Here is a 19,385-nt window from a genome sequence, read left to right as displayed (position 1 = left end):
GCTTTTTGATTAATATTGATATTTTGTGCGTGTTAACAGCAAAATGGCGATAGCGGGCACTGTACATATGAGCATGGCTGCGAAGGATAGTCCAGGCGATAGTTCATATAAATAGCCTCCTAAAAACGTCAGGATGGCCGTACTTAAGCCCATGGCTAATGCAGAGTATAGACCCTGTGCATTTGGAATTTGTTCCTTTGGTAAGGTTTGTGTTAGATAACGAATAAATGCATAATGCGCTAAAGCAAAAGATAATGCATGCAAGGTTTGTGAGGCAATAAATACCCATACATTTGGGAACATAAAGATGAGTAACCAACGTAGGGAAGAACCGCTTGCTGCTAAAAGTAATAAAGACGAAGAGCGCCACTTTGTCAAAAACGTATCAGCTTTCATAAAATAGAGGATTTCGCAAATAACAGCAATGTTAATAATCATCCCCATATAAAATGGGTCTACATGTAAATCCTCTAAATAAATATAGCCATAGCTATAATAGGAGGCATGGGCGCCCTGTAGCAAAATAACGATGAATAATACTACAGGGAAGCCTTTGATACTCCATAACATTTTCATTGATAAAGATTTTGCGCGTTGATCTTTTGTTGGCACAACGAGTAATTCCTTTGGTGTTGCTAATTGCTGCATGAGCAACATGCCAATAAGACCAATAATCATGCTCCAAAAGATCACGTTTTTACCGAAAACCCCAGTCAGCATACTAATGATCAATACAGCAATGACAAAACCAAAGGAACCGTAGGAGCGGCTTTTGCCATAGTGAATATTGCCGTGCTGGACAAGTGTTGCTGCACTACTTTCGACAGCAGGTAACAGTGCCGGATAAAAAATACTAAATAAAATCGTCACGATTAATAATGCGATAAATCCTGTACTTGGTATGTAGAGTAATGCCGTCAGAAGAGCTCCTACTGCTAATATCGTAATGAGTCGTTTGTTGTTTACATATTTTGCAAGTGTTGGGAAGAAGAAAAGATTGGATGTTGCACGAGCAAGTAGACCACAGCCCATGACTACACTCGCCTGTGATACTGTCAGATGTTTTGCATCAACAAGCCATCCTGTCCAATAGGGTAAGAAAATGCCCCAAGTAATGAAAAATGTAAAGAAATTTTGAGAAAGCCATCGTTGATTGTTCATATATTTACCGTACCTCCATTAACTATGTTGAATAATAGCACGTTCACCGCTACAATAATGTGAGATATCTCATATTTTTTATAGGAGAGAATAAAAAAATGCATATACTAACAGCTGAAGCGCGGAACCATTATCTTGGAAACTATCCGATCAATGATTTTTTCTCATTTGAAATTGATCCCTATCTGGAAGTCTGTCAATTTGACAAAGGAGAATGGATTTTTCAGGAGGGCTCCTTTCCAGATACATTGTATTACATGATCGAAGGAAAGGCGAAGCTCTATATGACGCATAAAAACGGCAAGGTTTCACTCATTGAATATTTGGAAGCACCACGTTTTATGGGGGAAATTGAATTACTAAATGAGGCAAGGTATACGAAGGGGATCCAAACCGTAACAAAAACCATTTGTTATTCGATTACACAGTCGTGTAAGGAAAAGTTACTCGCGGATGCTTTATTTTTACGCAGACTTTGTGTGTTTTTAGGGGAAAAAGCCACAAAAATGACGTCTAAATATACACAAAATCAGGCATATCCCTTTGAAAATCGTTTAGCAGCCTTTATCCAATTATCTGCCGACCAAGGTGTCTATAAGGAGAAACATACGGAAATCTGTGAGTATTTAGGAGTTTCCTATCGCCATTTATTATATGTATTGGCACAGTTTTGCGAAGAGAAAATACTAGAAAAGCGCAAGACAGGTTACCATATAATTGATGAGGAGCGCCTTGCACAGCTAGCACAGGAAATTCAATAGTATGATGGAAATTGTTGATTTTCTTTAAAAAGTCGTGCTTAGAAAGAGGAGAAAGCGATCTATAAATGAAGGGAAACGCTTAAAATGAGGAGTAAGATAATCTTTAGCCGGAGAAAACGCTCGCACATAATTTTCATTAATGTGCTCAACCTAAACAGTCCGACCAATGATTATTTAGACTTCACACATAGAAGTCTGGACATGGCTTGTTGTATTCACTTTTTTTAATGAGCCAGCGTGCGATTTCCTTGCCACTTTGGTAAAAGTCAACCTCATGCACCTTGTTTTTTTGGATGGAAATGTCTAATGTATCTACCATAACGTCAAAAGGTAAAACGCCGATACATAAATGTTGATTAGGTACAAACTTTTCATCCTTACTACCGGTTTGCAATGCTTCATCGTTCATTAAATGTTGTGTCATATGGAATGCAAGTAGTTCTCCTTGTGCCAATGTTGTGCTTGGTGAGTAACCAATACTTTTCATTCAACATGCCCCCTTTTGTCGTTACATTTATTGTACAAGACTCATTGGGAAAATAGCCGTCATTTACAAGGCTTTTACAATAACTTTAAGGTTCATGGAATAATTAGTAATTTGTAACCGTATTCATACCATTATGGGATAAAAACCATAGAAAACTGATATAAATTCTTTTAAAAAAACTCATACTCAAACTATTGTGAATTTTTCTAACACAAAGTATTATTGAAGTTAGATTTAACGTGAAAGTTTTCACAAAGTCACGTAATCGTTAGGAGGAATTTTGATGAGTGCAATTCGAGTAGGTATTGTAGGATATGGAAATTTAGGACGTGGTGTGGAGTATGCCATTTCACAAAATCCAGATATGGAATTAGTAGCGGTGTTCACACGCCGTGATCCTTCAACGGTAAACGTAGCAAGCAATGCTAGCGTATACTTAGTAGATGACGCTGAAAAATTCCAAAACGACATTGATGTCATGATTTTATGTGGTGGTTCTGCAACGGATTTACCAGAGCAAGGTCCTCACTTTGCACAATGGTTTAATACAATCGATAGCTTTGATACACATGCGAAAATTCCTGAATTTTTTGATGCTGTAGACGCTGCTGCGCAAAAATCTGGTAAAGTATCGGTTATCTCAGTTGGCTGGGACCCAGGTTTATTCTCATTAAATCGCCTATTAGGGGAATCCGTTTTACCGGTTGGTACAACATACACATTCTGGGGAGATGGTCTAAGTCAAGGTCACTCAGATGCCGTTCGTCGTATCGAAGGTGTTAAAAACGCGGTTCAATACACATTACCAATTAAAGAAGCTGTAGAACGTGTACGTAATGGGGAAAACCCTGAACTCACAACTCGTGAAAAGCACGCACGAGAATGTTGGGTTGTGTTAGAAGAGGGGGCAGATGCAGCAAAAGTGGAACAAGAAATTGTCACAATGCCTAACTATTTCGATGAATATAACACAACAGTTAACTTTATTTCTGAACAAGAATTTAAAGAAAACCATACAGGTATGCCACATGGTGGTTTTGTCATTCGCAGTGGTGACAGTGGTGCAAACGACAAACAAATTCTTGAATTCTCATTAAAACTTGAAAGTAATCCAAACTTCACGTCGAGTGTATTAGTAGCTTATGCGCGTGCTGCACATCGTCTAAGCCAAGCAGGTGAAAAAGGCGCGAAAACAGTATTTGATATCCCATTCGGACTGCTTTCACCAAAATCAGCTGCAGATTTACGTAAAGAATTACTATAATCATAATGGCAATTTCCCGGTTATCATTGATTTGATAATCGGGATTTTTTATTTTAAGCCATTATTTCTCTAAAAATATGGTAAACTGTCAATAATTTAAAAATCTGAATTTTCGAGAAGATTTTAGTAACCTTACAAAGTATGGAGGTTATTTAACGTGACAACAGATATTATTATTCAATCCAAATGTATAGCTCCAAGCCCGTCTAATCATTGCATTAATAGAGCAGCACTGATGAAAACACTAAAACAAAGTCATCAGCATACTTGCACAATTCTTCATAGTGGAGCAGGGTATGGTAAAACGACCACCCTTACTCAATTCCTTCATAACGAAACTAGTAAATTTTCTTGGTATAGTGTCTCCGATGAAGATGATAATCTATTACCTTTCTTAAGGCACCTTTTTTTTAGTATACAGCGAGTAGTACCGAATTTTGGGCATTCATTTGCTGCGTGGAACCAATTATCTCGCTTTCCAAAAATGGAGGAAATTAATCGCTGGTACAAACTTTTTGTGAACTGCTTATGTGATATGGATGAGCCTCTACTGATTGTTATTGATGATTTTCATCATGTAGATCATGTTTTTCACATTAATTATATAATGGAAAAAATGATTGAATTTGCTCCGCCCACGGTTCGTTTTATTATTGCTTCTAGAACATTACCTAATTGGGATATTACAAGGAAATTAAAGCTGCAAAAAAAATTGCTCATCATCAAAGAGGAAGAACTTGCATTTTCAACCGAGGAAATTGCCGTTTTTTTTGAAGAATATGTGGATGTGCATTTAACAGCTACTGAAATGGAGAAGGTGCTAGAGATTACCGAAGGCTGGGCTATTAGTATTTCTTTATTAGCTGAGCAATGGCACCATGCGTCTTTAGAACATTGGTTAACAATTTCAACAAACGACCTTTTCACATTTTTGTCCGAGGAAGTGTATAGTACGATGACTTCGACTGAGCAGGAGATGATTTTGAAGTTGGCGATTTTTCCTACCTTTTCAGTGGAGCTATTGAAGCAATTTTATGGCCTTGACACCGCACAAATGCTACATCCATTAACACAGCGCCATTTATTTATTCAACCAGTAACAACTGATGGTTTATATCGGTTCCATGCATTGTTTAGCCGATTTTTAGAATTGAAGTGGAGACAATTTCCAAGCCAGTATAAAGCGCTACATAAACAAGCTGCTTTGTATTATGTGGAGCATCATAATATTCAGGCTGTCCTCTATCATGCCTTTAAAACAAATGACCATGATTTTTGTGGGGAGCTATTACAGCAACATGCAGAACCATTAGTACGTGCTGGTCAGTTTGAATGGTTGTTGGAAAAAATCAATCGGTTTACAGCACAGGAGAAAAACAATTTTTATAAGCTATATTATTTTGAAGGTGAATGTCATCGCTATCGTGCTTTTTATGAAAAAGCAAAGCAATCATATGAGAAATGCGCAGAAATTGCCGAGCAACAGCAGGATCATTTATTTATGACCAAGTCCCAAGCAGGCTTAGCGCATATATATTTAGACACCATTCAACCTGCCTTAGCGGAGCCCTATTTAGAACGGGCATTAGAGCTAGCTCAACATACACCATTATTAAAAGAGGAATTATTAGAACTACAACGACAATACGCAGAAAATCTAGTGAATTTAGGAAAGGCGAAAGGTGCTCAACTTTTTATCGAGGATGTGGCATTGCCTGAGGATGTCGTTCAACGAGCCAATGTTGATGTACGTGTTTTATTACGTACAGGACAATTACAAGAGGCGAAGGAATTATTAACGCAACGGCTTGAATTACCACCCCAGCTTGTGGCGACACATCGTGAAAGTGAACTACTTGCATCTTTTGTCTATGCATTGTTAGGCCAAGGGAAGGATGCTTGGTATGCTGCACAGCACGGCATTCGGCGGGGGTTAAGAGAAAAGTCCATATTCATTGAGGCTGTTGGCTATATCAGAAAGGCGCATGCATTGCTGTTAATGGATTATCCTGATCATCAAGGTGCATGTAAGGCCTATGAAAAAGCCTTATCTTTAATGAATACGATCAATATCTCACGGGTTAAAGCTGAGCCTTATATGGGGTTAGCCATTGTCAAACATACGTTAGGGGATATGGTCGCAGCGAAAAAATACTTAGCGCTTGGTTTACAGGAAACAGAGCAGGTACAAGATGCATGGATGACGGCCCTTATTCTTATAGCAGAAGTGAAAATCATTCTTTCTGAGCAAGAAACAGAACGAGCAAAGCAATTATTAAAAAAAGCTCAGCATTTATTTCACGAATGCGGTGATCGTAATGGCTTGATGCATGTTTTGTTTTATCAAGCAGTCATTGCTTTTCAAGAACAGAATGTCGAGCAATTTCAACCATATTTTCAACAATTTGCGCAATTATGTTTGGCAAATAGCTATGAATATTTTTTGCAAAAGAAGATGATTCTTGGTCCAAGTAATCGCATGATTTTCTACGAACTATTGCAATTTAGTCAAAATGGTGAGGAGGAACATCCAGCCATTCAAGCATTACGACATTATTTTCAAGTGGAGGGTAGCATCAGTTATCCGCATGATGAAGTTCAAATCAAACTTTTTGGGAGTTTAAGTTTAATTAGAGGGCAACGAAAGCTGGAAGATAAAGAATGGCAACGCGATAAATCAAAGGAATTATTTGTCTATCTGTATTGTCACCGTCATCGCTTTACACCAAAGGAGGAAATTGCCCAGGCATTATGGCCTGAACGCAGTATCGAGTCCTTAGACCGAGATTTTAAGGTAGTGTTAAATACATTATTAAAAGTGTTGGAACCACAGCGGAATGCAAGACAGGATAGTTTTTTTATTCAGCGAAAAAATAGTATGTATCAGCTACAGCATATCTCTTTTCTCCACATTGATGTGGAGCGGTTCCTCTATTATTACCAGTTAGGTATGGAGGAATTTGATCCAGAGCTGTCCAATGAATGGCTACAATTAGCAGAAGCGAGTTATACGGATACCTTGTACGCTGAAAAAAAGCAAATTGACTGGCTTGCCCAGGATCGCGAAAAGCTACAATTTTTATATATTGAAGTGCTTGAACGGTTAGCACAAAATGCAACGCGACAACAGCAATTTAAAAAAGCTATCAACTACGCAGAGAAGATTCTACGAGAGGATGCCCTTTGGGAGGAAGGGTATCGCTTGCTCATGTACAGTCACTATCAACTGCAAAATCGTTCCCTTGCATTAAAATGGTATGAAAAATGTGTCCATCAATTGCAGCAAGAATTAAACACAACGCCGATGGAATCCACCATGGCTGTCTATGATTTGATTATGGGGTAGCCAGATGGTCGAAGACGGGAGCAATCCTACACTATCTCTAAATGGTAGGAGCAAAGAGAGCCAAAAATAAGCAAAACCGCTCGAAAGTAAGGAGAAGTCGCTCCTAAATAGGGTGAGCCGCTCCAAAGTAGGTAGAAGTCGCTCATAAATAGGGTGGAACCGCTCCAAAGTGGGTAGAAGTCGCTCATAAATAGGATGGAACCGCTCGAAATTAAGGAGAAGTCGCTCGTAAATAGGGTGGAACCGCTCGAAAGTAAGGAGAAGTCGCTCATAAATAGGGTGAAGCCGCTCCAAAAAAGTGAGAAAGCGCTCATAAATAGGGTGGAACCGCTCGAAGGTAAGGAGAAGTCGCTCATAAATAGGGTGAAGCCGCTCCAAAAAAGTGAGAAAGCGCTCATAAATAGGGTGGAACCGCTTGAAAGTAAGGAGAAGTCGCTCATAAATAGGGTGGAACCGCTCCAAAGTAAGGAGAAGACGCTCCTAAATAGGGTGAAACCGCTCGAAAGTAAGGAGAAGTCGCTCATAAATAGGGTGGAACCGCTCCAAAGTAGGTAGAAGTCGCTCATAAATAGGGTGGAACCGCTCCAAAAAAGTGAAAAAGCGCTCATAACAAGGCAAGAACCGCTCGTAAATAGGGTGAGCCGCTCGTAACGTGAGTCAAACCGCTCAAACAAGGGAGCCAAACATAATCCATTTCTAAAATAATATAAAAAGTAATGTATCCGGGGGAACAACAATGCCATTTTGTCAGATTAAGAAAGCGAATATTTATTATGAAGTAATTGGAACAGGAACACCGATTATCATGCTACATGGATTTTCTCCTGATCATCGATTGATGAAAGGATGCATGGAGCCTATTTTTGATGGGCGTGAGGGGTGGAAACGTATTTATTTAGATCTTCCTGGTATGGGCAGAACGACAGATTATTTAACTATTGAGAATTCAGATGAAATGCTAGATGCGGTCATTGAATTTATAGACGAAATTATCCCTAATGAACCCTACTTGTTGGTGGGGGAATCGTATGGTGGCTATTTAGCGCGTGGCATTATGAGAAACTCTATGGAACAACTATTGGGGGCAGCCTTTATCTGTCCTCTAATTATTCCTGAGAAACAACATCGAACAGTGCCAGAGCATCTTGTGATGAGAGAAGATCCTATATTTTTATCAACATTAAGCCAGCAGGAGAAAGACGATTTTAAGGCGCATCAAGTTGTACTGGATGCCTATAACTGGCAACGCTACACGACAGAGGTGCTAGCAGGATGTAATAGAGCAGATCAAGATTTTTTAGAAAAAATTCAGCAAAGCTATCATTTTTCCTTTGCCGTTGATCAACAGTCCTTTGGCATGCCTAGCCTCTTCTTACTGGGAAAACAAGATTCAGTAGTTGGCTATAAGGACGCGTTTTCGATTCTAGAGATGTATCCAAGAGCAACCTTTGCAATTTTAGATATTGCTGGTCATAATTTACAAATTGAACAAGCTGATTTATTTAAAAATCTAATGAGTGAGTGGTTGGACCGAGTAGAGGGAGAGATGGGTTAAAATGATACTTGCCAATGAAACAGTTTGGCGAGATATTACGTAGATTACTATTTCATTGAAAGGAGTTGATTGTTAGTGCGGTATAAATACAATCTAGATGACATTTCATCGGATATGTTGAGAGGCTTTTTTGTAGATTGGCCCAATCCACCTAGCCCGCAAACACACTTAAAATTATTGGAAAATAGTAGTAACGTCGTCATTGCGGTTGATGAACAGTCTAAGCAGGTAGTAGGATTTATAACAGCAATTAGTGATGGAGTTTTATCGGCTTATATTCCATTCCTTGAAGTACTTCCAGCATATAAAAATAGAGGCATTGGCAAGGAATTAATCAAGCGAATGCTGGATGAGCTGAGTAATATTTATATGATTGATTTATGTTGTGACGATGATTTAATTCCTCTATATGAAAAATTTGGGATGATCAGATCCAATGGGATGCTCATGAGAAATTACAAAATGCAATCAGGAATACCGAATGAATAGTTTAATACTATAAAAGACAAAAATGTTGCTCATTCAACGTTTTTGTCTTTCTTTTTAGCTGTTTACAATTCTTTTAGTATGTTTAAATTTTTAATAAACAACTCCATCACATCAATATTGATCGTTGTCCAATCTTGATATGCGGGGGGAATTGAAACGTCTTCCATGTTACTTACCTTTTTCGATAACAATTTCATTTCATTAATATAGTTTTTTAGCTTGATGATATCTTTTTTAGTCCCTATGGATCCGTGACCAGGGATGGCCTTTTGAATGGCTAAGTTATTTACTTTTTCTAAAATATTTTCCCATTGTGTTGGATTGGAATATGGGAAGAATGATGGATGCATACCGACAAATAGAAGATCAGCCATAAAAATGATTTCATCTTCAGGAATATAAAGAAACGAATCACAGGGAGAATGACCACCTCCCAGTGTCATTATTCTTGCAGTACGTTTGGTTCCGATAATAGTAAACTCGTGCGTAAAAGTATATTGCGGCAAAACTAATTCCAGGCGAGGGATTGAGATTTCCATCTCCTTTAAAAAACTTATTTCATTCAATTTCTGTGTATCAGTTGGATGAGCATTTTGTTCAAGTGAGGCAATGTACTTTTTTAACCCTTTCAAATCGGCCTTCTGTTCGGCTATTTTTGCTGGATGGTTTTCCTTCATTTGTTGAAGTGTTGTTTGACTAGATAATATATGACAATCTTTAAATACTTGGTTTCCTCTCGTATGATCGCTATGGAAATGACTATTAATTACCCAAGAGACGGGTTTGCTCGTAATACTTTCAGCTAGATTCCTTAGATCTTCAGCAGCTTGCTGAGTGTTAAATGTATCAAAAATAATCGTTTTATCGCCTAAATCAATGAAACCAGCATTGCCAAACGCGCCACCACCATCTTTCGCAATAGCAGCATAAATGCCTTCACTTACTTTTTCAAGATTAAAATGACTGGAATAGTAATTACTCATTAAATTTCCCTCTCTTTTTTACATGGTGTTTAGTATAGATAATTCGTGTTGCTAAATAAAAAAACCTGCACTATTCATTCTTCTTTTATTAATTCGTAAAATTATAATACCATAAATACCCATTTGCAAATGGTTGTCACAGGCAAGTGATTGTCTTAGTGGGCACATAATAAAAGAGCCATTGTCCCTGCCGTTGCGCTTCGCTGCACTTTCGGGACAGAAAACAAATCTGCCATTTCGGTAGATCTTAAAAGAGCTTTTTGTCCCTGCCGTAGCGTTGCACTCCACTTTCGGGACAGAAAACAAATCTGCCATTTCGGCAGATTTAAGAGAACATTTTGTCCCTGCCGTTGCGCTTCGCTGCACTTTCGGGACAGAGCTAGATGGCCCAAATATGAGCCATCTAGCTTGTAACTAATTTGTAACTGGACTTTTATATATTGTTGTCATAGCAAGAAAGCGCTTTCTATTGAGCTTATCTTAAAGGGGGATTTGGGATGAAGAGGCATTGGTATTGGTTTCTTTTTGTGATAGTAGCTGTATTGTTGGTGGCATGTAATGGGGAAGAGGCAAAGGATGAAGGAGCGGGTGCGGATACTTCTGATGGTGAGACGAAGGCGGTGACGGCAGAAGGGGGCACGATCAAGATTGGGGTGCTTGCTTCGTTAACTGGGGCGCTTGAGTCTTATGGGAAGCAAACACAGCGGGGATTTGATTTAGGGATTGAGTATGCAACCGGCGGTACGATGGAGGTCAATGGGAAGAAAATAGAGGTTGTTTATGAAGATACCGAAACGAAGCCTGAGGTGGCTGTGCAGAAGGCTACAAAGCTATTAGAAGATGATCAGGTTGATTTTTTAGTAGGTTCTTCCAGCTCTGGTGATACGCTGGCTGTCCTACCACTTGCTGAGGAGTATGAAAAAATTATGGTGGTAGAGCCTGCGGTGGCTGATAGTATTACGGGTTCAGAATTTAATGAGTATATTTTCCGTACGGGTCGGAATTCCTCACAGGATGCCTATGCAGCAGCAGCGGCCATTGCTGGAGAGGGTGTGAAGATTGCTACGTTTGCACCGGATTATTCGTTTGGCTGGGATGGTGTAAATGCCTTTAAAACAGCAGCGGAGAAATTGGGGGCTGAGATTGTCTTAGAGGAATATGCCGATCCAGCAGCAACTGATTTTACGTCCAATTTACAAAAGGTAATTGATGCGAAGCCTGATTATTTATTTGTGGTTTGGGCGGGGGCTAATTCACCTTGGAATCAAATTGCAGATCTTAAAATTCAAGAAAAGGGCATAAAAATTTCAACTGGGGCGCCTGATATTATTGCGCTGCAATTTATGAATCCGTTGATTGGCATGGAAGGCTTCTCAGTGTATTACCATACGCTTCCACAAAATGATGTCAATAAATGGTTAGTTGATGAGCATCAAAAACGCTTCAATGAAGTACCAGATTTATTTACACCTGGTGGTATGTCTGCAGCGATTGCCATTGTGGAGGCATTGAAACAATCGGATGGGGATGCGGATGCTAACAAGCTGATTGACATTATGGAAGGGATGTCATTTGAGACACCAAAAGGCACGATGACGTTCCGCGAAGAGGACCATCAGGCACTTCAGTCAATGTATTCAATTCGCTTAGAGCAGCAAGATGGCGTGGATTACCCTGTACCAGTACTTATTCGTGAATTAAGTCCTGAGGAAACAGCACCTCCTGTTATGAATTAGACTTTTGAGAGGCGGCGTCACGCTGTCTCTCTACATAATCACTAGAGATGAAGGGAGTAGAAGATGGAGCCGATACTTTACACCGAAAATTTAACGATTCGTTTTGGCGGACACACCGCTGTAGACCGCGTCAATTTTCAAATGCCAGAAAAGCATTTGAAATCGATCATTGGGCCGAATGGAGCTGGTAAAACAACCTTTTTTAATTTGATAAGCGGAGAGCTAAAGCCAACAACAGGCGATGTTTATTTTAAAGGACAATCGCTGGCCAATAAGTCAGCCATTGAAAGAACTCGTATGGGGTTGGGTCGTTCCTTTCAAATTACGAATGTATTTCCAAACTTATCGGTCCTCGAAAATGTACGTTTAGCCGTCCAATCCAAGGAGAAAATTCGTTATCAGCTATTCCGACATTACAAAAGCTATAAGGCGATTACTGCTAAAGCAGAGGAATTATTATCTCTCGTTTTACTCGACAATAAACGTGATGCCCTCACAACGATGTTATCGCACGGGGAAAAAAGAAAGCTTGAAATTGCCATGCTATTGGCGTTAGATACGGAAATTTTACTGCTAGATGAACCTACAGCAGGTATGTCATTAGAGGAAGTACCTACGATTTTAGAAGTCATTCGGACGATAAAACAACAAGGAAATAAAACGATTCTGCTCATTGAACACAAAATGGATATGATTTTAGATGTATCCGATTCCATTATGGTGTTGTTTAATGGCCAGCTACTAGCAGACGGTTCACCAGAGGAAATCATGAATAATGATACCGTGCAACATGCATATTTAGGAGGGCTGTACGATGACCACCTTACTGACATTAAATGAGGTTCATACACATATCGGTCAATATCATATTTTGCAGGGCGTTAATTTTGAAGCGAAGGAGGGGCAGGTTACCGTACTGCTGGGACGCAATGGGGCAGGTAAAACGACCACGCTGAAAACGATAATGGGGTTAACGCCGTCGACAAAGGGAGACATTGCTTTTCGCTCTCATTCAATTAAAAAAAGCCCAACCTATAAAGTAGCCAAATTAGGGATTGGCTATGTGCCAGAAAATCAAGGAATCTTTGCGGATTTAACAGTTGAGGAAAATATGAAAGTAGCAATGCGTAAGGAGGATTCTGCGACATTAGAGCGGCAGCAGTATGTGCTTGAGCTATTTCCGGACTTAAAGAAGTTTTGGAAAAAGGCAGGAGGGCATTTGTCTGGTGGTCAAAAGCAAATGCTGTCCATGGCAAGAGCCTTTATCAATGATAGTCAATTAATTTTGATTGATGAGCCGTCTAAGGGACTTGCGCCCATTGTAGTGGAGAAGGTAATGGAAGCCATTGTGGAAATGAAAAAGAAAACGTCCATTGTCCTCGTGGAGCAAAACTTTATCATGGCTAGTCGGATTGGTGATACCTACACCTTAATAGATGATGGCAGGACCGTGCATTCGGGCCATATGAAGGATCTCATTCATAATGAAGAACTAAAGCGGAAATATCTTGGAATTGGATGAAGGGGGTGACCATCTTTGGAGCTTTTCGTCAATTTAATCATTAATGGCTTGGCAACGGGGATGCTGATTTTTTTACTAGCAGCAGGCTTGACGTTAATTTTTGGCTTAATGGATGTGTTGAACTTTGCGCATGGTGGGTTATTTGTTTGGGGCGCCTATGCGGGAATTTTTATTTATATGTTTACGGAAAGTTTCCTTATTGGAATTCTTGGGACGATTGTGACGGGTGCGTTACTTGGATTAATCACAGAGAAAATTATTATTACGCCCGTTTATGGCAATCATATTCAGCAAATTTTAATTACCCTGGGGCTAATGCTTGTGCTACAGGAACTCATTAAAGTGGTCTTTGGCCCAAATGGTGTTGCGGTAAAAACACCTAGTTATTTAGCGGGTAGCTGGGAAATTGGCGACGTTATTATTATTAAATATCGTTTATTTATCATTGTGATAGGTTTCGTTATTTTTGGTATTTTCCAATACATGCTGAAGCGTACAAAGATTGGATTAATCGTTCGTGCAGGTGTACAGGATAAGGAAATGGCACAGGCCCTTGGTATTCATATTAAGCGTGTATTTTTATATGTTTTTATGGTGGGCGCAGCGTTGGCGGCACTTAGTGGGATGTTGATGGCGCCCTATTCTGGAGTTATTTACGCAGAAATGGGCATGGAGTATGCCATTTTAGGCTTTATTGTAGTGGTCATTGGCGGTATGGGTAGTTTTTCGGGCTCTTTGCTTGCAGCTATTTTAGTAGGGCTTGCGGGTAGTTTTATGGCTTATTATGTGCCTGTCTTGTCACTAGCAGTCAATATGATTCTCATGGCCATTGTGTTAATTTTCCGTCCACAGGGGCTGTTTGCGATGCGAAGGGAGCGAACATCATGAACAATAAAATATCCTTGCGTTATATAGCCTTTTTCCTTTTACTAGCAATTTTTATTGTTCTTCCTTTTGTCAATGATTCGAGAACTTTGCTCATTTTACTAACGCAAATCTTTATTTTTGGGATATTAGCAATGAGCTATGATATTTTACTAGGCTATACAGGAATTGTTTCATTTGGGCACGCTATGTTTTTTGGTATCGGTGCCTATACGACAGCAGTCATGCTCAAGCAAATCGATAACACACTGTTAATCTTTGTGCTGTCCATAGTGATGGGCATGGTTCTGGCAGGGTTCATTAGTTTTTTAGTAGGGTTATTGACCTTGCGTCTGAAAAGTCATTTCTTTGCGATGCTTACGCTTGCTTTTTCAGGATTATTTTTAGTATTAGCTGAAAAGTGGCGCTCTGTCACGTATGGCAATGATGGCTTTACTTTTCGAGCACCCGATATGTTTAGAGATCGGATGACATTTTATTTCTTTGTGCTAGCAAGCCTAGTGCTCATCTTCTTAGCACTTTATCGTTTTGTGAACTCGCCGACAGGTCGCATTTTAATTGCTGTACGAGAAAATGAACTACGGACGAAATCATTAGGCTTTAATACGTTGCACTATAAAGTTATAGCCTCCGTTGTTGCGGGCATAGTGGCAAGCTTTGCAGGCTCCTTATATGCAGTGTCATTGCGTTTCGTCAATACAAGTGTGATGGCAATGGATATTACACTCGATGCCCTCTTAATGACGATAATTGGTGGGGTCGGCACGTTAGTCGGGCCATTATTAGGAGCGACAGTCATTGAATATGCTCAGCACGCTCTATCCGGCTTGGCACGAGATTATCCAATTTTTGAACGCTGGATTATCTTCTTTGGCATTCTTTATATTTTAGCTGTCATCTTTTTCCCAAAGGGCATTATTGGCTCACTAAAACTACTGTTTTGGAAATGGCGAAGAAAGCTAAAACAAAAGAAAGCGACGGTTGCCCTGCCACAGGAAAAGGAGCGATTTGAATGACAATCGGTATTGTTAGTACAGGTATTTATCTACCTCAAAATAAAATGACAGCGCAAGAAATAGCTGCTCTTTCGAATATTCCTGAGGATATTATTCGTCAAAAAATGGGCATTCATGAAAAGCCAATTCCTGGCGCACATGATCATACAGTGCAAATGGGGATATGGGCTGCACAGGAAGCGATTCAAAAGGCAAATATAGATCCAAAAGATATTGATGTTGTTATTTATATAGGGGAGGAGCATAAGGAATATCCACTCTGGACAGCCTCCATCAAAATGCAGGAGGAGCTTGGTGCGGTCAATGCTTGGGCCTTTGATGTGCAATTGCGCTGTGGCACAACGATTATGGCATTAAAGGTAGCAAAAAGCTTAATGGCCTCAGATGAAAGTATTCAAACTATTCTTCTAGCGGGCGGATATCGGAATGTGGATTTTATCGATTATAGCAACCCTAGGACACGTTTTATGTACAATTTGGCTGCTGGTGGAGGGGCCATAGTATTACGGAAAAATGAGGGTAAAAACCAGCTTTTAGAGGCTGATATTATGACGGATGGCTCTTTCTCGGAGGATGTTGTCGTTCCAGTTGGGGGAACGAAAACACCGTTAACCCCATCCCATTTAACTGAAAACTTATATAAGCTTGACGTATTAGACCCAATTGGTATGAAAGAGCGCTTAGAACAGAAATCTTTAAGGAATTTTTTGAAGGTCATTCGTAGCTCTTTAGCGAAAAGTGGATACAGTGAAGCACAGCTTGACTATTTAGCGATGCTGCATATGAAGAGGTCTGCCCATGATTATATTTTAGCAGACCTTGGTTTACAGCAGGAGCAATCGATTTATTTGCAAGAATATGGGCATATCGGGCAGATTGATCAACTATTGTCGTTACAGCTAGCATTGGAGCAAAAGCGTATTCAAGAAGGTAATATTGTTACATTGGTTAGTGCAGGTATTGGCTATGTGTGGGGGGCTATCACAATACGTTGGGGATAAGGGGGAAATGGAATGTTAAAAACAATTCAGCTCGCAAATGGTGAAACGATGGCTTATCGTAAGCGCTCAGGGGGAGCCCAACTTTTACTATTGGTTCATGGTAATATGACATCTTCTAAGCATTGGGATATTCTTATGGATGCTTTAGATGACAAATATACAATTTATGCTATCGATTTACGAGGTTTTGGTGGATCATCGTATCATAAGCCTATCTCTGCCATTAAAGATTTTAGCGATGATGTCAAGCTATTTATCGATGCTATGCAGTTGCAAACCTTCGATATGATTGGCTGGTCAACAGGAGGAGCCGTCTGTATGCAGTTTGCCGCTAATTATCCAGGGCATTGTCAACGACTGATTTTACTAGCTTCCGCTTCAACACGTGGTTATCCATTCTACACGGATTTAGGAACAGGCAATCCAGCATCCTTTAAAAGAGCCTATAGCTATGAAGAAGTGTTGATTGATACATCCAAAACAAAGCTTGTGCAAGGCTTCTATGATACAAAAAATGGTGAAGGCTTACAGTCTATATGGAATGCATTAATTTATACCCATCAACAGCCGAACGCAGAAAAATATCAAGAATATATAGAGGATATGCTGACACAAAGGAATTTAGCAGAAGTGTACCACGCACTCAATACGTTTAATATGAGTGCTATTGACAATGAGATTGCAAAAGGCTCTCAAGAAGCCCTCCTACTCCATATTCCGATTTTAGTATTGCGAGGGGATCGGGATTTGGTCATTACAGAGGAAATGAATGCAGAATTGCTACATGATTTAGGCAAGGAGACACAGTTCGTTAGTTTAAAAAATTGTGGGCATTCCCCACTGATCGATGATTTAGCACAGCTAACAGCCGAAATCGTGGCTTTTTTAGAAATTGGGGGGAGAAATCATGCTATTAAACAATAAGGTTGCGATTATCACTGGCGCTGCAAATGGGATTGGTTATGCGGCTACCGAACGTTTTATTGAAGAAGGAGCATTTGTGTTTATCGCCGATTTTGATGAACAGGCAGGGATTCAAGCTGCCGAACAACTAGGGGACAACGTGGCCTTTATACAAGTAGATGTAGCAAGTAGAGAGAGCGTTCAACAACTAGTAGCAGCGGTAATCGAACAGAAAGGTCGCATTGATATCCTAGTGAATAATGCAGGGATTACAAGAGATGCAATGCTGACGAAGATGACAGAGGACCAATTTCAGCAGGTTATCGATGTTAATCTGACTGGGGTTTTTCATTGTACTCAGGAGGTTATCCCCCATATGGTGGCAGCTGGTGGTGGCAAAATAATTAATACATCATCGGTAAGTGGGGTTTACGGTAATGTTGGTCAAACGAATTACGCAGCTACAAAAGCAGCCATTGTAGGAATGACGAAAACGTGGGCAAAGGAATTAGGGCGTAAGGGAATCAACGTCAATGCAGTGGCACCTGGGTTTACAGAAACGGATATGGTCAAAAAGATGCCTGAAAATATTGTGGCTCAAATGCGCTCAATCGTTCCCTTACAACGATTAGGGACACCACGGGATATTGCCAATGCCTACTTGTTTTTAGCATCTGATGAGGCTTCCTACGTCCACGGTCATACGCTACATGTGGATGGAGCCATCATGATGTGATCGGGGGGTGTTAAGATGTTTGTCGAGCAAGCTTGGATTTTAAAACGTGCCGCCTTAACGCCTCATCACATCGCGTTAATTAATTTAGCAACAGAAGAGCAGTGGACCTATCAGCAATTATCTGAGGAAATTGGTAAATGGAGTCATTTTTTTGAGCGTCAGCAGCTACAAAAAGGAAGTAGAGTCGCTGTTTTTGCAAAAAATCACATTCAATTGTTTGCTGTTTTATTTGCTTGTGGGCTACGTGGACTTATCTATGTGCCGTTAAATTGGCGTTTGAGTAAAGAGGAATTAACACAAATTTTGAAGGATGCTACCCCTTCTATTCTGTTGTATGATGAGGAAGGTTCTTGTCCCTTGACACTAGAAAAGATGTTTCCTCTTCAGAGCATCGAGCAAGAGAAGGATACGGTACCAAGTAGGCAAGCAGTGGACATGGACGATCCATGGTTAATGATTTATACGGGAGGTACTACAGGGCGACCAAAAGGGGTTGTGCTTTCCTTTCAATCGGTGAATTGGAACGCCATGAATACAATTATTAGCTGGGGTTTACATGCTCAAGACCGTACATTAAATTATATGCCGATGTTTCATACAGGTGGTTTAAATGCATTATGTATACCATTACTCATGGCTGGTGGGACGGTCATCATTGGCGATAAATTTGAAGCAGAAACAGCGCTGCAAGCAACGAATCAATACAAAACGACCATTTCCCTTTTTGTGCCAACGATGTATCAAGCGATGATTGCTACGAAGTACTTTCAGGAAAATCAATTTCCTTCGATGAAAGTATTTTTATCAGGCGGTGCACCATGTCCTCATCCTATTTATGATGCCTTTTACAAGAAGGGGCTATTTTTTAAAGAAGGCTACGGTTTAACCGAAGCAGGACCTAATAATTTTTATATAGCTAGAGAGCATGCTTACGCGAAAAAAGGGGCTGTCGGAAAGAGCATGCAATTTAACGAGGCTAAAATCATCAACCCCGCAGGGCAAAGCTGTGCACCTCGTGAAGTCGGAGAGCTCTTCGTAAAAGGAAAGCATATGTTTCGATTTTACTGGAATAACAAGCAGGAAACTGCCAATATCCTGCAAGATGGCTGGTTAAAAACAGGCGATTTAGCCATGATGGATGAAGATGGTGACTTCTATATCGTGGGACGTAGAAAGGAAATGATCATTTCGGGCGGCGAAAATATTTATCCGCAGGAAGTGGAGCAATGCCTATTACAGCATCCGCATGTACAGGAGGTTGCCGTGATTGGAGTAGAGGATGACTATTGGGGTGAGATTGTAACAGCTTTTATTGTCTGTCAAAACCAAACTACTGCTGTTTTAGATGAACTCAATGAGCTATGTCACCAGCAATTAGGACGCTATAAAATTCCAAAACATATCATTTTCCTAGATGAATTACCAAAAACAAGTGTTGGTAAAATTGATAAAAAGGTATTGCAACTACTTGTCGATACGCCGAACTGTTAAGTAAATAAGTAGCTTAGCGACTCTCACATTTCTTTAAATCTAAATGAAG

General features: G+C 40.0%; 18 protein-coding genes. 15 read left to right on the top strand and 3 right to left on the bottom strand.

Annotated features, from left to right (window positions below; all coding sequences use genetic code 11):
• Positions 1-9 precede the first annotated feature (9 nt).
• Positions 10-1,161 carry an MFS transporter gene (locus tag MKY49_RS11875; protein WP_274793224.1) on the bottom strand — a complete coding sequence of 384 codons (1,152 nt, stop codon included), beginning with the start codon at positions 1,159-1,161 and terminating at the stop codon, positions 10-12.
• Between the two features lie 98 nt (positions 1,162-1,259).
• Here MKY49_RS11875 and yeiL point away from each other — a divergent pair, with 98 nt between their 5' ends.
• On the top strand, positions 1,260-1,922 hold the full coding sequence (yeiL, locus tag MKY49_RS11870) for a transcriptional regulator YeiL (RefSeq protein WP_341386307.1): 663 nt from the start codon (positions 1,260-1,262) through the stop codon (positions 1,920-1,922).
• Positions 1,923-2,103: 181 nt separating this feature from the next.
• Here yeiL and MKY49_RS11865 read toward each other — a convergent pair whose 3' ends face one another.
• Positions 2,104-2,409 carry a hypothetical protein gene (locus MKY49_RS11865; RefSeq protein ID WP_341386306.1) on the bottom strand — a complete coding sequence of 102 codons (306 nt, stop codon included), beginning with the start codon at positions 2,407-2,409 and terminating at the stop codon, positions 2,104-2,106.
• A gap of 283 nt (positions 2,410-2,692) precedes the next feature.
• Between MKY49_RS11865 and MKY49_RS11860 the strand changes: the two genes are divergently transcribed.
• The 5 genes from MKY49_RS11860 to MKY49_RS11840 all read left to right on the top strand — a co-directional run bounded on the left by MKY49_RS11860 (position 2,693) and on the right by MKY49_RS11840 (position 9,063).
• Positions 2,693-3,673: a diaminopimelate dehydrogenase gene (locus tag MKY49_RS11860; RefSeq protein ID WP_341386305.1), complete on the top strand. Its 981-nt coding sequence runs from the start codon at positions 2,693-2,695 to the stop codon at positions 3,671-3,673.
• Positions 3,674-3,830: 157 nt separating this feature from the next.
• Complete coding sequence (locus MKY49_RS11855) at positions 3,831-7,019, top strand: BTAD domain-containing putative transcriptional regulator (protein WP_341386304.1); 3,189 nt, start codon at positions 3,831-3,833, stop codon at positions 7,017-7,019.
• A gap of 195 nt (positions 7,020-7,214) precedes the next feature.
• Positions 7,215-7,574, top strand: coding sequence for a hypothetical protein (locus MKY49_RS11850; protein ID WP_341386303.1), 360 nt, complete (start codon positions 7,215-7,217; stop codon positions 7,572-7,574).
• Between the two features lie 181 nt (positions 7,575-7,755).
• Positions 7,756-8,574, top strand: coding sequence for an alpha/beta fold hydrolase (locus MKY49_RS11845; RefSeq protein WP_341386302.1), 819 nt, complete (start codon positions 7,756-7,758; stop codon positions 8,572-8,574).
• Between the two features lie 75 nt (positions 8,575-8,649).
• Positions 8,650-9,063 carry a GNAT family N-acetyltransferase gene (locus MKY49_RS11840; RefSeq protein ID WP_341386301.1) on the top strand — a complete coding sequence of 138 codons (414 nt, stop codon included), beginning with the start codon at positions 8,650-8,652 and terminating at the stop codon, positions 9,061-9,063.
• Between the two features lie 62 nt (positions 9,064-9,125).
• Here the strand turns inward: MKY49_RS11840 and MKY49_RS11835 are convergent, their stop codons facing one another.
• Entirely contained in the window at positions 9,126-10,046 is a 921-nt protein-coding gene (locus tag MKY49_RS11835; protein ID WP_341386300.1) for an MBL fold metallo-hydrolase, read from the bottom strand.
• Positions 10,047-10,543: 497 nt separating this feature from the next.
• Here MKY49_RS11835 and MKY49_RS11830 point away from each other — a divergent pair, with 497 nt between their 5' ends.
• The 9 genes from MKY49_RS11830 to MKY49_RS11790 all read left to right on the top strand — a co-directional run bounded on the left by MKY49_RS11830 (position 10,544) and on the right by MKY49_RS11790 (position 19,336).
• Positions 10,544-11,782: a substrate-binding domain-containing protein gene (locus MKY49_RS11830; RefSeq protein ID WP_322605192.1), complete on the top strand. Its 1,239-nt coding sequence runs from the start codon at positions 10,544-10,546 to the stop codon at positions 11,780-11,782.
• Between the two features lie 63 nt (positions 11,783-11,845).
• Positions 11,846-12,622, top strand: coding sequence for an ABC transporter ATP-binding protein (locus MKY49_RS11825; protein ID WP_341386299.1), 777 nt, complete (start codon positions 11,846-11,848; stop codon positions 12,620-12,622).
• Positions 12,597-13,304, top strand: coding sequence for an ABC transporter ATP-binding protein (locus MKY49_RS11820; RefSeq protein ID WP_322605190.1), 708 nt, complete (start codon positions 12,597-12,599; stop codon positions 13,302-13,304). The genes MKY49_RS11825 and MKY49_RS11820 overlap by 26 nt, the downstream gene beginning before the upstream one ends.
• Before the next feature lie 15 nt (positions 13,305-13,319).
• Positions 13,320-14,192: a branched-chain amino acid ABC transporter permease gene (locus tag MKY49_RS11815; protein WP_341386298.1), complete on the top strand. Its 873-nt coding sequence runs from the start codon at positions 13,320-13,322 to the stop codon at positions 14,190-14,192.
• On the top strand, positions 14,189-15,205 hold the full coding sequence (locus MKY49_RS11810) for a branched-chain amino acid ABC transporter permease (protein ID WP_341386296.1): 1,017 nt from the start codon (positions 14,189-14,191) through the stop codon (positions 15,203-15,205). The genes MKY49_RS11815 and MKY49_RS11810 overlap by 4 nt, the downstream gene beginning before the upstream one ends.
• Positions 15,202-16,206: a 3-oxoacyl-ACP synthase gene (locus MKY49_RS11805; RefSeq protein WP_341386295.1), complete on the top strand. Its 1,005-nt coding sequence runs from the start codon at positions 15,202-15,204 to the stop codon at positions 16,204-16,206. The genes MKY49_RS11810 and MKY49_RS11805 overlap by 4 nt, the downstream gene beginning before the upstream one ends.
• Positions 16,207-16,218: 12 nt before the next feature.
• Positions 16,219-17,130: an intracellular short-chain-length polyhydroxyalkanoate depolymerase gene (gene phaZ / locus MKY49_RS11800; protein WP_341386294.1), complete on the top strand. Its 912-nt coding sequence runs from the start codon at positions 16,219-16,221 to the stop codon at positions 17,128-17,130.
• Complete coding sequence (gene fabG, locus MKY49_RS11795) at positions 17,114-17,845, top strand: 3-oxoacyl-ACP reductase FabG (protein WP_341386293.1); 732 nt, start codon at positions 17,114-17,116, stop codon at positions 17,843-17,845. The genes phaZ and fabG overlap by 17 nt, the downstream gene beginning before the upstream one ends.
• 15 nt (positions 17,846-17,860) lie before the next feature.
• Positions 17,861-19,336 (top strand): class I adenylate-forming enzyme family protein, encoded by a 1,476-nt coding sequence (locus tag MKY49_RS11790; protein ID WP_341386292.1) that lies wholly within the window; start codon positions 17,861-17,863, stop codon positions 19,334-19,336.
• Positions 19,337-19,385 lie beyond the last annotated feature (49 nt).

The sequence above is a fragment of the Lysinibacillus sp. FSL M8-0134 genome (assembly GCF_038069745.1).
Taxonomy (GTDB): Bacteria; Bacillota; Bacilli; order Bacillales_A; family Planococcaceae; genus Lysinibacillus; species Lysinibacillus irui.
This window is presented reverse-complemented; position numbering and strand designations above follow the sequence as displayed.

Excerpts from the sequence above, each read along its gene's own strand:
- MKY49_RS11790 (WP_341386292.1), top strand. The coding sequence starts at position 17,861 with ATGTTTGTCGAGCAAGCTTGGATTTTAAAACGTGCCGCCTTAACGCCT.
- MKY49_RS11860 (WP_341386305.1), top strand. The coding sequence starts at position 2,693 with ATGAGTGCAATTCGAGTAGGTATTGTAGGATATGGAAATTTAGGACGT.
- MKY49_RS11810 (WP_341386296.1), top strand. The coding sequence starts at position 14,189 with ATGAACAATAAAATATCCTTGCGTTATATAGCCTTTTTCCTTTTACTA.
- MKY49_RS11845 (WP_341386302.1), top strand. The coding sequence starts at position 7,756 with ATGCCATTTTGTCAGATTAAGAAAGCGAATATTTATTATGAAGTAATT.
- MKY49_RS11825 (WP_341386299.1), top strand. The coding sequence starts at position 11,846 with ATGGAGCCGATACTTTACACCGAAAATTTAACGATTCGTTTTGGCGGA.
- MKY49_RS11805 (WP_341386295.1), top strand. The coding sequence starts at position 15,202 with ATGACAATCGGTATTGTTAGTACAGGTATTTATCTACCTCAAAATAAA.
- fabG (WP_341386293.1), top strand. The coding sequence starts at position 17,114 with ATGCTATTAAACAATAAGGTTGCGATTATCACTGGCGCTGCAAATGGG.
- yeiL (WP_341386307.1), top strand. The coding sequence starts at position 1,260 with ATGCATATACTAACAGCTGAAGCGCGGAACCATTATCTTGGAAACTAT.
- phaZ (WP_341386294.1), top strand. The coding sequence starts at position 16,219 with ATGTTAAAAACAATTCAGCTCGCAAATGGTGAAACGATGGCTTATCGT.
- MKY49_RS11850 (WP_341386303.1), top strand. The coding sequence starts at position 7,215 with ATGGAACCGCTCGAAATTAAGGAGAAGTCGCTCGTAAATAGGGTGGAA.
- MKY49_RS11830 (WP_322605192.1), top strand. The coding sequence starts at position 10,544 with ATGAAGAGGCATTGGTATTGGTTTCTTTTTGTGATAGTAGCTGTATTG.
- MKY49_RS11820 (WP_322605190.1), top strand. The coding sequence starts at position 12,597 with ATGACCACCTTACTGACATTAAATGAGGTTCATACACATATCGGTCAA.
- MKY49_RS11835 (WP_341386300.1), bottom strand. The coding sequence starts at position 10,046 with ATGAGTAATTACTATTCCAGTCATTTTAATCTTGAAAAAGTAAGTGAA.
- MKY49_RS11865 (WP_341386306.1), bottom strand. The coding sequence starts at position 2,409 with ATGAAAAGTATTGGTTACTCACCAAGCACAACATTGGCACAAGGAGAA.
- MKY49_RS11875 (WP_274793224.1), bottom strand. The coding sequence starts at position 1,161 with ATGAACAATCAACGATGGCTTTCTCAAAATTTCTTTACATTTTTCATT.